The sequence below is a fragment of the Mesorhizobium sp. KACC 23794 genome (assembly GCF_052180275.1).
GTDB lineage: Bacteria > Pseudomonadota > Alphaproteobacteria > Rhizobiales > Rhizobiaceae > Kumtagia.
On sequence record NZ_CP197465.1, the window covers coordinates 4,666,012 to 4,680,151 of the forward strand.

A 14,140-nucleotide genomic window follows, 5' to 3' on the forward strand; every position below is an offset into this window, starting at 1 on the left:
CTATCTCCCGGCGAATTCCAGAAACTCCTGGATCATTTTCTCGAGCTGCGCCGGGCCACCCCTCCCTTCAAATTTATTGTCGGCGGTGTGGACGACATACCAATCGATGTCGTCATCATAATTGTGTTTCTTCTCGGCCAGCGTCTTGCCGTCGAGATCGGTGCCTCGAAGATCCACCTTTATCGTCCAGCCAGGATTGTCCAAAGTTCCTATGGCCACGCCGTAGCCGTGCTCCCAATCGCCATCGCACTGGCTGGCGTACCATTGCTGCAACCGGCCGAGCACTGATTCCTTGTTCATAGTTCGCTCCCGGACAGGTGGGAAAGTTAGAAACTCGCACGTCTGTTCCGGTTTCCGCCGTTATGCTCGTTCCGGTGAGGCTGGAATAATCTGCTCCTTGATCTTGTCGTCCAGCGCCGCCAGTGCTGCCTGGAGTTTTCCGCGCAGCCGGGCGGCTTTCGCCGCGTCCAGCCCTGAAACGTCCAGCTTCAGCGACAGTCCGTCCTCGTTCTCGCTGATCACCGTCGCCGTCGCCTCGAGGCCGGTATGCGTGCGGTCGACCTTGTAGGGGATGATGGCGCGGCTGATGCCCTTGATGCTGATCTGCTCCATGGGGCGGGCGTCGACCATGTCCTTCACATGCGCGAAGGTTTCGTAGGAGAGCACGATGCCGCCGGCCGGCGCGATCGCCTGCAGGCGGGCCGCCAGATTGGCCTCGGCGCCGATGATCGTATAATCCATGCGATCCTCGCTGCCGAAATTGCCGACATTGCAGTAGCCGGTGTTGATGCCCATGCGCACCTGGAACGGCTTTTCGATGCCCTGGTCGCGCCATTTCACCTGAAGCTCGCGCAGCCTGTCCTGCATGGCGACCGCCATGCGCATGCAGGCGCGGGCGTCCTCGCGGGGGCCGAGCGTATTGGGATCGCCGAAGAAGGCGAGGATCGCGTCGCCGATGAACTTGTCGACCGTCGCACCATGCGCCAGCGCGATGCGCGACATCTCCGTCAGATAGTCGTTGAGCAGTGCCGTCAGTTCCTCCGGCTGCATGCGCTCGGTGGTGGCGGTGAAGTCGACGATATCGGAGAAGAAGATGGTCAGTTTCTTGCGCTCGGCCGTCACCTTGACGTCACGCTCGCCGCTGAACACGCTCTTGTAGATCTCCGGCGAAAGGTATTTGGCGATCTTCAGCGAGACGGTGGCCAGGAAATTGTTAGCGTCTTTCAACTCGTTGTTGACCAGGCTGAGCTGACGCGCCTGCCGCCATTGCAGGACGATGAACGCGATGCCGGTCGCCACCGCAACGGCGAAATAGACGAAGAGATAGCGGAATCCGAGCGAGCCAACCGTCAGCGGCTGGGTCACCGAGACCGCCTGGATGCCGCGCACGTCGCCGACCTTCCAGTCGTGCTTGGGGCTTGCGGGGTGCGCATTGTGGCAGGTCACGCAGGGCTGCGTCATACGGATGGGTGCGGCGACGCGGACCGTCGGGCTCCAGCCGCCCTCGACGCTCTCGAGCGTCTGGATCGACGGATCGTGGCGGAACGCTGCCAGCGAATTCTTCTGGAAGGGATCGAGGACATGCGCCTCGCGCCCGGCGAACGGATAGTCCGACAGAAAGTCGTAGCGCACGGTGTTGTCGCGCGAACTGGTCAGCTTGCCGATCTCCAGCGAGAACGTCGCGGGAATCGGGATGGCTCCGGGCGTGACCCGGTAATTGTCTGTCGCCGTGACCTTTGTGTCGCCGGCCTGCAGCACACGCGCGACCACATCATTGGCATAGAAACCGCGGATGTCGTTGATGATCTTGCTGATGTCGTTGGCCTGGCGGCGTGACAGCTGCTCGGTCAGGTCGCGCAGGTCGAACAGCACGGCGACAGGCAGCGCGACCAAAAGCAGGATGACCGCCACCACCGCCGGCCAGACGCGCCGATACGTCTCCGGCTCTATCCGGTTTTCCGTTTCGCTCATCGTCCCACCCCCGGGCTCATGAAGAGGACCGGCTTGCCCCTCGGGCCGGTCATCGCCAGACACCGAAGCTAGCGCTTCACAGCAGCGCAAGCTACGAGATTGTCATCGTCAGCCGACGATCGTGGCACCATTGTGGAAAGTTGCACTTTTGCATCCGACAGTTCGGCCGGCAACGAAACGTCGCCAATGCGTTCCGCGCTAAAAGACCTCGACACGAACAATGGAACGCCGGACATCATGCCCACGACGACGAACACGACAAGGGAACTTGCCCTCCTCCTGATGCTGGCGACGCTGTGGGGCGCCTCCTACACCTTCATCAAGATCGGCGTGGAGACGATCCCGCCGATCACGCTGATCGCCGCGCGCACCCTGATCGCAGGAATGATCCTGCTCGCCGTGCTTGCATGGCGGGGGCTGAGGCTGCCGACGGATGCCGCGACATGGGTGCGTTTCCTGGTGCAGGCCTGCCTGAACAGCGCTATCCCGTTCACGCTGATCGCCTGGGCCGAGCAGACGGTCGATGCCGGGCTGGCCGCGATCCTCAACTCGATGACGCCGATCTTCGCCTTCCTGCTGACGGCGCTGATCACCCGCCACGAGCAGGTGACGGCGCGAAAACTGTTCGGCGTCGTCGCCGGTCTCGCCGGCATCAGCCTGATCATCGGCATGCAGGCGCTGAACGGTCTTGGCGATGCGCTATGGGCGCAACTGGCAGTGGTGGCAGCGACGGTTTGCTATGCGGGGGCGGGGATCTTCGGCAAGAATTTCAAGGGGCTGGACCCGATGATGCCGGCAGCCGGCTCGCTGGTCTGCGGGGCAGTCATCCTGATCCCGCTCAGCCTCGTCGTCGACCGGCCGTGGACCCTCCGCCCGTCGACCGATTCGATGCTGGCGCTGCTCGGCCTAGCGGTGTTCTCGACGGCGCTGGCCTTCGTCATCTATTTCCGGCTGATCCATACGCTGGGCTCGGTCGGCGCGACGGCGCAGGCCTATCTGCGCGTGCCGATCGGCGTCGCCATCGGCGTGATTTTTCTCGGCGAGACCGTGACATCGACAGCGGGCATTGGGCTCGTCTGCGTGATCGCCGGCGTCATCGCCATGACGCTGCCCGGCCGCAAACGGAGCATGGCGGCCGCCGGATCCGGGAGCCAATAATAACTTCCGAAAGCAAACGGGAGCGCCTTTGGTGGCGCTCCCGCTTTCCGTTCATCCGCGCTGAGCCTTACGCCTCCGCGGCCATGGCCGCTTCGCGCACGTCATCCTCGGCCGGAGCCGACGCGCCGTTGAAATAGACATTCAACAGCACGGCCGAGAGTGAAGCGAGCAGGATGCCCGATTCGATCAGCGGATGGATGGCGTGCGGCAGCCACATCTTGAAGTCCGGGGCCACCAGCGGGATCATGCCGAAGCCGATCGAGACAGCGACGACGAACAGATTGTTGCGGTTGGTCTTGAAGTCGACGTTCGACAGGATGCGGATGCCGGTGGCGGCGACCATGCCGAACATGACCAGCCCTGCCCCGCCGAGCACGAAGACCGGCAGAGCCTCGACCAGGGCGCCCATCTTCGGCACCAGACCGAGCACGATCAGGATCACGCCGCCGGCCACGCAGACGAAGCGGCTCTTGACCCCCGTGACGCCGACCAGGCCGACATTCTGCGAAAAGCTCGTGTACGGGAACGTGTTGAACAGCCCGCCGATGACCGTGCCCAGCCCGTCGGTGCGCAGGCCGGCCGACAGCATCGGCTGCGTGATCTTCCTGCCGGTCATGTCGCCGAGCGCCAAGAACATGCCGGTCGATTCGATCATGACGACGATCATGACCAGCACCATGGTGACGATCAGGATCGGATCGAAGATCGGCATGCCGAAGCGCAGCGGCGTCACAAGCTCGAACCACCCGGCACTGGCCACCTTGTCGAAATGCATCATGCCGAGCGCGGCGGTGATCACCGCGCCGACGACGATGCCGGCCAGCACGGCGATGTTGGCGATGAAGCCTTTTCCGAAACGGGCGATCAGCAGGATCGAGGCGAGCACGATCGCCGAAATCGCAATGTTGGAGAGCGGCGCATAGGCTACGTTCGGCGCGGTCGCCGCAAGCCCCAGCCCGGGCGGCAGCGGCGGCACCACGGCGTTCGGCGCGGCGGCAAGGTCGGTCACCGCCTTCAGCCATTCGGCATGCGCCGGCGCCACCAGCTTCGGCGCGGTCGGGCCGACCGGATTGCCGAATATCCAATTGATGCCGATGCGCATCAGCGACGCGCCGATGACGACGATGATCGTACCCGTCACCACCGGCGGAAAGAAGCGCAGCATGCGGCTGACCAGCGGAACGATCAGGATGCCGACGACCCCGGCGCCGATGATGGCGCCAAAAATCATGCGGGCGCCATCCGGTCCCGGATTGGCATTGGCCATCGCCACCATCGGCCCGACCGAAGCGAAGGTAACGCCCATCATCACCGGCAGCTTGATGCCGAACCACTGGGTGGCGCCAAGCGACTGGATCAAGGTGACCAGGCCGCAGACGAACAGATCTGCCGAGATCAGGAAGGCGACCTGCTCCGGATCGAGCTTCAGCGCGCGGCCGACGATCAGCGGCACGGCGATTGCTCCGGCATACATGACAAGCACGTGCTGGATGCCCAGCGTCAGCAGCCTAGGTGGCGGCAGCATTTCGTCAACAGGATGGGTAGCGGATGACATGGCTCTGGTTCCCCGTTATCAAAGTCCGGGCAGCATCCGATGGTGCCGCACGGCACGCTCCCCACTTCGGGGGATTAACAAGCATTGCCGCATTGCGCGGATTCGACCATCAAGAAGTGTTTGATTGTGTCGTGAGGGATTCATGAAAATCGCCACCTGGAACATCAACGGCGTGCGGGCCCGCATCGGCAACCTCACCTCCTGGCTGCGCGACAGCGCGCCCGACATCGTCTGCCTGCAGGAGATCAAGACGGTGGACGAGCAGTTTCCGCGCGCCGAGATCGAGACGCTCGGCTACCACGTCGAGACGCACGGCCAGAAGGGTTTCAACGGCGTGGCATTGCTGTCGAAGCTGCGGTTCGACGAGGTCAATCGCGGCCTGCCGGGCGACGACACGGACGAGCAGGCGCGATTTATCGAGGGCGTTTTTTCGACCGATAAGGGCGCGCTGCGCGTCGTCTCGCTCTATCTGCCCAATGGCAACCCGATCGGCACGGACAAGTTCAGCTACAAGCTCAGCTGGATGGCGCGGTTCGAGCGCTGGGCCGCGGAGCGGCTGGCGCTGGAGGAGCCGCTAGTGCTGGCCGGCGACTACAACGTGATTCCCGAGGCGGGCGACGCGAAAAACCCGGAAGCCTGGGTAAACGACGCGCTGTTCCAGCCGGAGAGCCGGCAGGCGCTGCGCAGGCTGGTCAATCTCGGCTTCACCGACGCGACGCGCGCCGTCACCGATTCCAACGATGTCTACACCTTCTGGGACTATCAGGCCGGCGCCTGGCAGAAGAACAACGGCATCCGCATCGATTTCCAGCTGCTGTCGCCGGAAGCGGCGAACCTGCTCGCTTCGGCATCCGTGGAAAAGCATGTGCGGTCGTGGGAAAAGCCGTCGGATCACGTGCCGGTGGCGATAGAGCTGGCCGCCTGAGAGGCGGGGGTTTTCGCGATGCGTCCGCCCCTTACGCCGGTGAACGCAAATCCTCGATGAGCGTGCCGGCGGCGGCGACCTCGGCCTCGTGATTTTCCTCGCGCCATGGTTCGGCAATGGCCGAGGCGTACCACTCCCGCATCGGGTCGAGGCCGAGCAGGCGCGCTGGATAGGCTCCGGCCGCGCCGCCGAACGACAAGCCGTAGGACTGCGCACGAAAAGCGACTGGGGCGAAGAAGGCATCGACGGCGGTGAAGTCTTCACCGGCGAGGAACGGGCCGCCAAAACGCTTCAGCCCGTCGTTCCAGAGATCGCCGAGGCGGAACAGGTCGAACTTCAGCGCGTCGGACTTCGGCTTCGGCTCGACGCGAACCGCGCAGCTCATCGGGCAGTCGTTGCGCAAGGCCGTGAAGCTGGAATGCATCTCGGCCGCCGCAGAACGCGCGAAGGCGCGGGCTTTCGGATCGACCGGCCAGACGCCGGGGTGCCGTTCGGCAAGGTATTCCATGATCGCCAGCGAATCCCATACCGCCCAATCGCCGTCGGTCAGGCAGGGCACCCGGCCGCTCGGCGAGAACGGGCGGTAGAGTTCGAAGCTGGGGCCTGTCGGGAACGGCGCCTGATGCTCCTCGAACGGGATTTTCAGCATGCGCATCAGCAGCCAGGGCCGCAGCGACCAGGACGAATAGTTCTTGTTGGCGATGTGAAGCGTGTACACGGCTGCCCCCTTTATCCTTGCTTCGTGTCTTTCCGATCAAGGAACATCGACCCGCTGTAGATGGCAAGGGCCAGCCAGATGAGCAGGAAGGCAACCGCCGTCTCGTGAGTGAACGGCTCGCGGAAGATGAACACCGCGATCAGGAAGACGATGGTCGGCGCGATGTATTGCATGATGCCGATGGTCGACAGTTTCAAGAGTTTTGCGCCGTTGGCGTAGAGGATGAGCGGCACCGCGGTGACAAAGCCGGCGACGAGCAGCAGCCAGAAATCTGTGGCCGTGGACGTGCCGAAATGCCCTTCGCCGCGCACATGCAGGTAGATAATGTAGCCCAGCGCCGGCAGGGCGAGCAGCAGGACCTCGAGGAAGAAGCCCTGTGCCGGGCCGATCGGCAAGGTCTTCTTGAATAGCGCGTAAAAACCCCAGCTGATCGCCAGCGCCAGCGACACCCAGGGCAGGCCGCCGGTCTCCCAGGTGAGGACGACCACTGCCAGTACCGCCAGCCCGATCGCCACCATCTGCGGCTTGCTCGGTTTCTCGCCGAGCAGCACGGCGGCAAGGAAGATGCTGAACAGCGGATTGATGTAGTAGCCGAGTGCCGTCTCCAGCGTGCGGCCATTGCCGATCGCCCAGACATAGATGCCCCAGTTGAAGCTGATCAGGGCGGCGGTCAGTGAGCCCATGGCCAGCATACGCGGCGAGCGCAGCGCGAGCTTTATGTCGGCGGTGCGGCCGAGCAGGTAGAGCACCACGCCGGCGATCGGCACCGACCAGACGATGCGGTGGGCGACGACCTCCGCCGCCGGGATATGGCCGACCGCCTTCATGTAGAAGGGCATGATGCTCCAGAGGAGATAGGCCGAAAGGGCGAAGAGAAAGCCGCGGCGGGCATCGTCGCCGGCGGCGGCGTCAAGTGACTGCGTGGTCATGGGTGAGCATATGGGCCAAAGGCGCGACGCCGACCAATGCAAACTTCTGATCGACTATGGACTTTCGCTTATGCCAGCCACAATGCGGAGGGCAGTTTTGCCGGGCCCATCCGGAAACCCGAAATTCGTCAGCGCGCGGCCGATGCCGGAATGGGAACTGTCCCCGGCGTTAATTCACTCCGCCGCCACCAGCCCGGCCATGTCGCGGTTCTTCATCAGCTTGAAGACGATCGAATCCATGAGCGCCTGGAACGAGGCGTCGATGATGTTTTCCGAGACGCCGACCGTCCACCAGCGTGCGCCGGAGGAATCGTGCGATTCGATCAGCACGCGGGTGATCGCCTCGGTGCCGCCATTGAGGATACGCACCTTGAAGTCGGCGAGTTCGAGATCGGCGATCTCATGCTGGTACTTGCCGAGATCCTTTCTGAGCGCGATGTCGAGCGCGTTGACCGGACCGTGCCCCTCGGCCACCGACATCTTTTCCTCGCCGTCGACGGCGACCTTCACGATCGCCTCCGACACCGTCTTCAGTTGGCCGTTGGCGTCGAAGCGGCGCTCGACCATGCAGCGGAACGAGGTGACGCGAAAGAACTCCGGCACGCCGCCCAGCATCTTGCGCGCAAGCAGCTCGAAACTGGCGTCGGCGCCTTCATAGGCATACCCCTCGGCCTCACGTTCCTTGACCACGGCAATCAGCGCGTCGAGCCGGGAATCGTCGCGCGGCACGTCGATGCCGCGCCGCTTCAGCTCGGCGACGAAATTCGCCTTGCCGCCCTGGTCGGACACCATGATTTTTCGCCGGTTGCCGATTTTTTCGGGCGGCACGTGTTCGTAGGTCTGCGGCTCCTTGACCAGCGCCGAGGCGTGGATGCCGGCCTTGGTGGCGAAGGCCGAGGAGCCGACATAAGGCGCCTGCGCTTCCGGCGCACGGTTCAGCAACTCGTCGAAATTGCGCGACAGTCGTGAGATGCCGGCCAGCGCCTCGGGCGAAATGCCGGTGTCGAAGCGGTCGGCATAGGCTGGTTTGAGCATCAGCGTCGGGATCAACGTGACGAGATTGGCGTTGCCGCAGCGCTCGCCGATGCCGTTCAGCGTGCCCTGGATCTGACGCACGCCGGCCTCCACGGCTGCCAGCGAATTGGCGACCGCCTGGCCGGTGTCATCATGGGCGTGGATGCCGAGATTTTCCCCCGGAATGCCACTGGCGATCACCTTGCCGACGATATCGCGGATTTCGGAGGGCTGCGTGCCGCCATTGGTGTCGCACAGCACCACCCAGCGCGCGCCAGCCTCGTAGGCGGTTTTCGCACAGGCCAGCGCGTAGTCGGGATTGGCCGTGAACCCGTCGAAGAAATGCTCGCAGTCGACCAGCGCTTCCTTACCCGCCATCCGCGCCGCCTCGACGGAGGCGCGGATGGCGTCGAGGTTTTCGTCATTGGTGCAGCCGAGCGCGAGGCGCACGTGATAATCCCAGCTTTTTGCCACGAAGCAGACGGCATGGCCGCTGGCCTGCAAAAGGGCAGCGAGGCCGGGATCGTTGGAGGCCGAGACACCGACGCGCTTGGTCATGCCGAAGGCGACGAATTTGGCGCGCCGGGTCCGGTTCTTCGAGAAGAAGGCGGTGTCGGTCGGATTGGCGCCGGGATAACCACCCTCGACATAGTCGATGCCGAACTCGTCCAGCATCGCCGAAATGGCAATCTTGTCCTCGACGGAAAAATCGATGCCCGGCGTCTGCTGGCCGTCGCGCAGAGTCGTGTCGAAGAGGGTGAGGCGGTCCTTACCCTCCCCCTTGTGGGGAGGGTCGGCGCGCAGCGCCGGGGTGGGGGTAAAGGCACTCATTGCAAGCACCCCCACCCCGTCTCGCGACCTTCACTCCGTTCAGGTCGCTCGCCGACCCTCCCCACAAGGGGGAGGGTAAGAAGCTGCGTCATCGCTTTCCCCCAAACTTGTCCGTCGCATAGATCAGCCGGTCGAGAATGCCGGGCTCCGACGACGCGTGCCCTGCCCCCTCGACCAGGAAGAACTCGGCGTCGGTCCATGCCTTGTGCAACTGCCAGGCATAGGTGGCCGGGCATGGCATGTCGTAGCGGCCGTGGATGATCACGCCGGGAATGCCGTTGAGCTTCCCCGCGTCACGGAGCAATTGCCCCTCCTCCAGCCAGCCGGCATGGACGAAATAGTGGTTCTCGATGCGGGCGAAGGCGATCGCGTAGTCGACCTCGCCGAACGGGTCGCTGGTCGATGGCTCGGGCAGAAGCGTGATCGTCTCGCCCTCCCACAGGCTCCAGGCGAGTGCGGCCTCGACCTGCTTGTCGCGGTCGGAGCCGACGAGGCGCTTGCGGTAGGCGGCCATCATGTCGCCGCGCTCGGCCTCGGGGATCGGCGCGAGGAAGCGTTCCCACTTGTCTGGAAACATCTGCGACACGCCGAACTGATAATACCAGTCGAGTTCGGCGCGGGTCAGCGTGTAGATGCCGCGTACGACGAGTTCGCTGACCCGCTCGGGATGCGTCTCGGCATAAGCGAGCGCCAGCGTCGAGCCCCACGAGCCGCCGAAGACGAGCCATTTGTCGACGCCCATCATTTTCCGCAGCCGCTCGATGTCGGCGACCAGATGCCAGGTGGTGTTGGCCTCCAGCGAGGCATTGGGCGTCGATTTTCCGCAGCCGCGCTGGTCGAACAGGATGACGTCGTAGAGCGCCGGATCGAAGAAGCCGCGATATTTCGGCAGGCTGGTGCCGCCCGGCCCGCCGTGGAGGAAAACGGCGGGCTTGGCTCCCCTGGTGCCGACGCGCTCCCAATAGACCATGTGACCGTCGCCGACATCCATCATGCCGGTCTCGAACGGCTCGATGGCCGGATAGAATGTACGCAAGGTCATAACTGCAATCCGCTTTGAGGCCAGTTGTCGGTTTCGTGGTCGGGATGCTGGAAGGAGATGATCTGCTCCTGCCGCGAATAGTAACCCGGGTCGTCGTGCACCTTGGCCTCGAAGATTTTTTCAACCCATGGCAGCCGCACCGCATAATTGACCTGGATCTGCGGGGCGAGGTCGGAGCGGTCGTCGAAGGCGCCGATGGCGATCTCCAGCCCGTCCGGATGTCGATAGGTCAAAGGCGTGCCGCAGCGCGGGCAGAAGCCGCGGTCGATATTGACCGACGACTGGAAATAGCTCGGCTCCTCGCGCACCCACTCGACGCCGTCCTTCGGCGCGGTGACCAGCGCCGAGAAGAACGAACCGAACTGTTTCTGGCACATGCGGCAATGGCAGATCGAGGGGCGGCCTAACGCGCCACGGATGCGGAAACGAACGGCGCCGCACTGGCAGCCGCCGGTTCGAACGGTTTCGGTCATGCACTTTCCTCCGGTGGCCAGGTCTCGGTGTCGTGGTCGGGGTGCTGGCGGTTCGAGCGGCGGTTCGCCACCACCCAGTCTACATCCGGGCCGCCGCCCGTCTCGCCTTCCTCCGGTACGCTGGTCAGTTCGGAAAACCACGGCATGCGGCCCTGCAGGCCGTCCTGCGTCTTCGGCTTGTGGCGCTCGGGATGGTCGAGCGAGCCGATGGTGATCGTCCTGTGGCCGTGGTCGCCGATGTAGCAGAGCGGCGTGCCGCAGGCTGCGCAAAAGCCGCGCTGCCCGGAGACCGAACTGCGAAACGTCGCAGGTTGTCCGCGCGTCCAGGTGATCGCTTCCGGCGGGACGTAGATCATCGCCGAAAACAGATTGCCCATCGCCTTCTGGCACATGCGGCAATGGCAGAGAAAAGCGTTCTCGCCGGCATCGGCTATGGAATAGCGCACGGCGCCACACTGGCACCCGCCCGTCAGCGGAAGCGCGCTCATGGCCGATCCTCCGGCGGCCAGCGGTCGGTGTCGTGGTCGGGATGCTGATAGGAGACGAGATCGGCGAGAAAGGGCGCCGAGGTGATGTCGGCCATCGTCTCCTCGCCGGGCAGGCCGGGAATGGCGTCGACATAAGGCAATTTCGCTTCGGTGCCCCACTGGATGGTCGGCGCGATCTCCTCCGGCTTGTCGAAGGCGGCGATGGCGAGCGCTACGCCGTCCGGCGCCTCATAGGTCAGCGGCGTGCCGCAATCGCCGCAGAAGCCGCGATAGGCGAAATTCGACGAGCGGAATCTTTTGGGCTCGCCGCGCGTCCAGGTCAGTTTTGCCTGCCGCACCGAAACCAGCGGCAGGTAGAAATTGCCGGCGGCCTTCTGGCACATGCGGCAGTGGCAGATCGAGGCGTCGCCCAGCGCGCCCTCGACGCGGAACCGCACCGCGCCGCACTGGCAGCCGCCGCAATAGAGAGGCAAATTGTCCAGGCTCATCGCGTCAGCCCTTCCGGCTTATGGCAGACGGCCTCGACATTGTTGCCATCCGGATCGAAGACGAACGCGCCGTAATAGTTTTCGTGATAGTGCGGCCTGAGGCCCGGCGCGCCATTGTCCCTGCCGCCCGCGGCCATCGCCGCCGCATGGAAGGCGTCGACCTCGGCCCGGGAATTCGCCGCGAAGGCATAGTGGCGGCCGGGACCGGCGGACTTGCCCTCGTGCAGCCAGAAGACCGGCCGCTCGCGGCCGTAGCCGCCAGCCTTGACGCCGCCCGTGAACTGCTCCGGCACCATGTAGAGCAGCTTCGCGCCGAGCGGCGCGAAGGCGGCGTCGTAAAACGCCTTGGCCTTGGTCCAGTCCGAGACGGCAATGCCTGTGTGGTCGATCATGGGATTGTCCTCCGGTTCGGGCTCATGCAGACACAGTATCCAACATTGCGAGGTCTTGCGCTTGACGTTTTGCGTCCTCGGCCATGAGGCCAGAGGCGATGACGATGCTGGTGCAGACGGCGTCCAGGTCGCGCAGAAGATCGTCGTTCCAGAAGCGGAGGACGGTCCAGCCAAGTCCCTGGAGTTTCGCCGTGCGCATTTCGTCGGCCTTGGCTGCTCCGGCCTCAGCATGCTGGGAGCCATCCACCTCGACGATCAGTTTCTTCGAGGGACAGGCGAAATCGACGATGTAGCCCGCGATCGGCATTTGCCGCCGGAAGGAAAGCCCCATCAAGCGGTGGGCCCGCAACTCATTCCACAATTTTAGTTCTGCGTCTGTATGGACGTGACGCATCTTTCGCGCATTCTTGCGGTTCGCGGGCGGGACTGGGTAGTGGGTCATGGGCGGTTATCCCTCGCCCGCACACCCCCCTCTGTCCTGCCGGACATCTCCCCCTCAAGGGGGGAGATTGGCAGTGTCTGCCTCGCCGTCCACATTGCAATGCTGGCGATTGGCGAACCCCAGGCGGACGGCCAATCTCCCCCCTTGAGGGGGAGATGTCCGGCAGGACAGAGGGGGGTGTTTAGCGCCGCCCTCACCGCTTCACCTCCCATGTCGTCACGCGCTCGCCAGTGGTCGGGTCCTTGCCATCCTTCAACTGCACGCCCTCAACCAGAAGCGCGTCGCGGATGCGGTCGGCCTCGGCCCAGTTCTTCTGTGCAATGAAAGCAAGGCGATCGGCGATGCGCGCCGAGACGCCGACCTCGTCGATCTCGGCGTTCGAGACGTCGAAGCCGAGGAAGGCGAGGCTTGCCTTCAGCACGCTCGCCGCCTCGGACTGCTCGGATGCTTCCGCCGCGAGTTCGTTGAGGACCTGGAACGCCGAATAGGTGCCGAGGTCATCGGCCAGCCGCGACAGGAGTTCGCCGGAAACCGCTGCCTCGGCGTCGGTCGCGGTGTCGGCGACGCGCTTCCATTTGCGCAGCGTGTTCTCCGCCTCCTCCAGCTTGCGTATCGAAAAATCGATCGGCTCGCGGTAGTGCGTCATCAGCATGGCCAGCCGCAGCACCTCGCCCGGCCACTTGCGTCCACCGAATTTTTCCGTGTGCAGCAGCTCATAGATGGTGACGAAGTTGCCCTCGCTCTTCGACATCTTCCGCCCCTCGACCTGCAGAAAGCCGTTGTGCAGCCAGTAATTGGCCATCACGTCGGTGCCGTGGGCGCAGCGCGACTGGGCGATCTCGTTCTCGTGGTGCGGGAAGATCAGGTCGAGGCCGCCCCCGTGGATGTCAAAAACCTCGCCGAGATAGGCGGCAGACATGGCCGAGCACTCGATGTGCCAGCCGGGACGGCCCCTGCCCCAAGGGCTGTTCCAGCCAGGCTCCTCGGGAGAAGAAAGTTTCCACAGCACGAAGTCGCCGGGGTTTTTCTTGTGGGCGTCGACGGCGATGCGGGCGCCGGCCTGCTGCTCATCCAGCGGACGCTTTGACAACTGGCCGTAGTCGGGCATGGAGCTTGTATCGAACAGCACTTCGCCTTTGGCGACATAGGCATGGCCGCGGGCGATGAGGTTTTGAATCAGGCCGATCATGTCGGTCTTGCCGTCGGCGCGCGGCTCGACGAACTCGGTGGCGCGCGGCTCGTGCGTGGGCGGCAGGCTGCCCAGCGCCTTCACGTCGTCGTGGAACTGCGTGGCGGTCTTTTCGGTGACGCGGCGGATCGCCTCGTTCAGCGACAGTTTTCCGCTGGCGATGTCGGACCCGAAATCGCGTAGCGCCCGGTCGTTGATCTTGTCGTCGACGTCGGTGATGTTGCGGACATAGGTGACGCGGTCTTCACCGTAGAGATGGCGCAGCAGCCGGAACAGCACGTCGAAGACGATGACCGGGCGCGCGTTGCCGATATGGGCGAAGTCGTAGACGGTCGGGCCGCAGACATACATGCGCACGTTGTCAGGATCGATCGGGGAGAAATCCTCCTTCGACCGCGTCAGCGTGTTGTAGAGCCGCAAAGTCCTGTCCGTCATCGCCCGTCCCGTTCCTCAGCTTTCGCGCGTGCGCAAAAAGACCAGCCTGCTGGCCGGGGCGTTTTTCGGATCGGAGAGGCGTGAACGAAA

Annotated in this window: 15 protein-coding genes; 2 read left to right on the plus strand and 13 right to left on the minus strand. The window is 64.1% G+C overall.

Features of this window, described 5'->3' with window-relative positions; translation table 11 throughout:
• Nucleotides 1–300 (minus strand): immunity 53 family protein, encoded by a 300-nt coding sequence (locus ACSBOB_RS22930; RefSeq protein WP_442578370.1) that lies wholly within the window; start codon nt 298–300, stop codon nt 1–3.
• Between the two features lie 60 nt (nt 301–360).
• The gene (locus ACSBOB_RS22935; RefSeq protein ID WP_442578371.1) at nt 361–1,971 is read right to left on the minus strand and encodes an adenylate/guanylate cyclase domain-containing protein; all 1,611 of its coding nucleotides are present in this window, start codon (nt 1,969–1,971) and stop codon (nt 361–363) included.
• A 237-nt stretch (nt 1,972–2,208) separates the two neighbouring features.
• Here ACSBOB_RS22935 and ACSBOB_RS22940 point away from each other — a divergent pair, with 237 nt between their 5' ends.
• Nucleotides 2,209–3,129, plus strand: a complete 921-nt coding sequence (locus ACSBOB_RS22940) for a DMT family transporter (protein ID WP_442583804.1) — start codon at nt 2,209–2,211, stop codon at nt 3,127–3,129.
• Between the two features lie 67 nt (nt 3,130–3,196).
• On the opposite strand, the gene ACSBOB_RS22945 is transcribed toward ACSBOB_RS22940, so the two are convergent.
• Nucleotides 3,197–4,684 (minus strand): nucleobase:cation symporter-2 family protein, encoded by a 1,488-nt coding sequence (locus ACSBOB_RS22945; RefSeq protein ID WP_442578372.1) that lies wholly within the window; start codon nt 4,682–4,684, stop codon nt 3,197–3,199.
• A gap of 142 nt (nt 4,685–4,826) precedes the next feature.
• Here ACSBOB_RS22945 and xth point away from each other — a divergent pair, with 142 nt between their 5' ends.
• Nucleotides 4,827–5,609, plus strand: a complete 783-nt coding sequence (gene xth, locus ACSBOB_RS22950; protein WP_442578373.1) for an exodeoxyribonuclease III — start codon at nt 4,827–4,829, stop codon at nt 5,607–5,609.
• 31 nt (nt 5,610–5,640) lie between these two features.
• Here the strand turns inward: xth and ACSBOB_RS22955 are convergent, their stop codons facing one another.
• From ACSBOB_RS22955 to cysS, 10 genes are all read right to left on the minus strand, one after another.
• A complete protein-coding gene (locus ACSBOB_RS22955; protein WP_442578374.1) occupies nt 5,641–6,327 on the minus strand; it encodes a glutathione S-transferase in 687 nt (228 codons plus the stop codon).
• An 11-nt stretch (nt 6,328–6,338) separates the two neighbouring features.
• Entirely contained in the window at nt 6,339–7,256 is a 918-nt protein-coding gene (rarD, locus tag ACSBOB_RS22960) for an EamA family transporter RarD (RefSeq protein WP_442578375.1), read from the minus strand.
• Nucleotides 7,257–7,430: 174 nt separating this feature from the next.
• Nucleotides 7,431–9,101, minus strand: a complete 1,671-nt coding sequence (gene cimA, locus ACSBOB_RS22965) for a citramalate synthase (protein ID WP_442578376.1) — start codon at nt 9,099–9,101, stop codon at nt 7,431–7,433.
• A gap of 88 nt (nt 9,102–9,189) precedes the next feature.
• Complete coding sequence (gene pip, locus ACSBOB_RS22970) at nt 9,190–10,143, minus strand: prolyl aminopeptidase (RefSeq protein ID WP_442578377.1); 954 nt, start codon at nt 10,141–10,143, stop codon at nt 9,190–9,192.
• Nucleotides 10,140–10,616: a GFA family protein gene (locus tag ACSBOB_RS22975; RefSeq protein ID WP_442578378.1), complete on the minus strand. Its 477-nt coding sequence runs from the start codon at nt 10,614–10,616 to the stop codon at nt 10,140–10,142. The genes pip and ACSBOB_RS22975 overlap by 4 nt, the downstream gene beginning before the upstream one ends.
• Nucleotides 10,613–11,104 (minus strand): GFA family protein, encoded by a 492-nt coding sequence (locus ACSBOB_RS22980; RefSeq protein WP_442578379.1) that lies wholly within the window; start codon nt 11,102–11,104, stop codon nt 10,613–10,615. Before ACSBOB_RS22980 ends, ACSBOB_RS22975 begins: the two co-directional genes overlap by 4 nt.
• Nucleotides 11,101–11,592, minus strand: coding sequence for a GFA family protein (locus tag ACSBOB_RS22985; protein ID WP_442578380.1), 492 nt, complete (start codon nt 11,590–11,592; stop codon nt 11,101–11,103). The genes ACSBOB_RS22980 and ACSBOB_RS22985 overlap by 4 nt, the downstream gene beginning before the upstream one ends.
• Nucleotides 11,589–11,984: a VOC family protein gene (locus ACSBOB_RS22990; RefSeq protein ID WP_442578381.1), complete on the minus strand. Its 396-nt coding sequence runs from the start codon at nt 11,982–11,984 to the stop codon at nt 11,589–11,591. Before ACSBOB_RS22990 ends, ACSBOB_RS22985 begins: the two co-directional genes overlap by 4 nt.
• 22 nt (nt 11,985–12,006) lie before the next feature.
• Nucleotides 12,007–12,426, minus strand: a complete 420-nt coding sequence (locus ACSBOB_RS22995; protein ID WP_442578382.1) for an endonuclease domain-containing protein — start codon at nt 12,424–12,426, stop codon at nt 12,007–12,009.
• 193 nt (nt 12,427–12,619) lie between these two features.
• The gene (gene cysS, locus ACSBOB_RS23000; RefSeq protein WP_442578383.1) at nt 12,620–14,050 is read right to left on the minus strand and encodes a cysteine--tRNA ligase; all 1,431 of its coding nucleotides are present in this window, start codon (nt 14,048–14,050) and stop codon (nt 12,620–12,622) included.
• Nucleotides 14,051–14,140 lie beyond the last annotated feature (90 nt).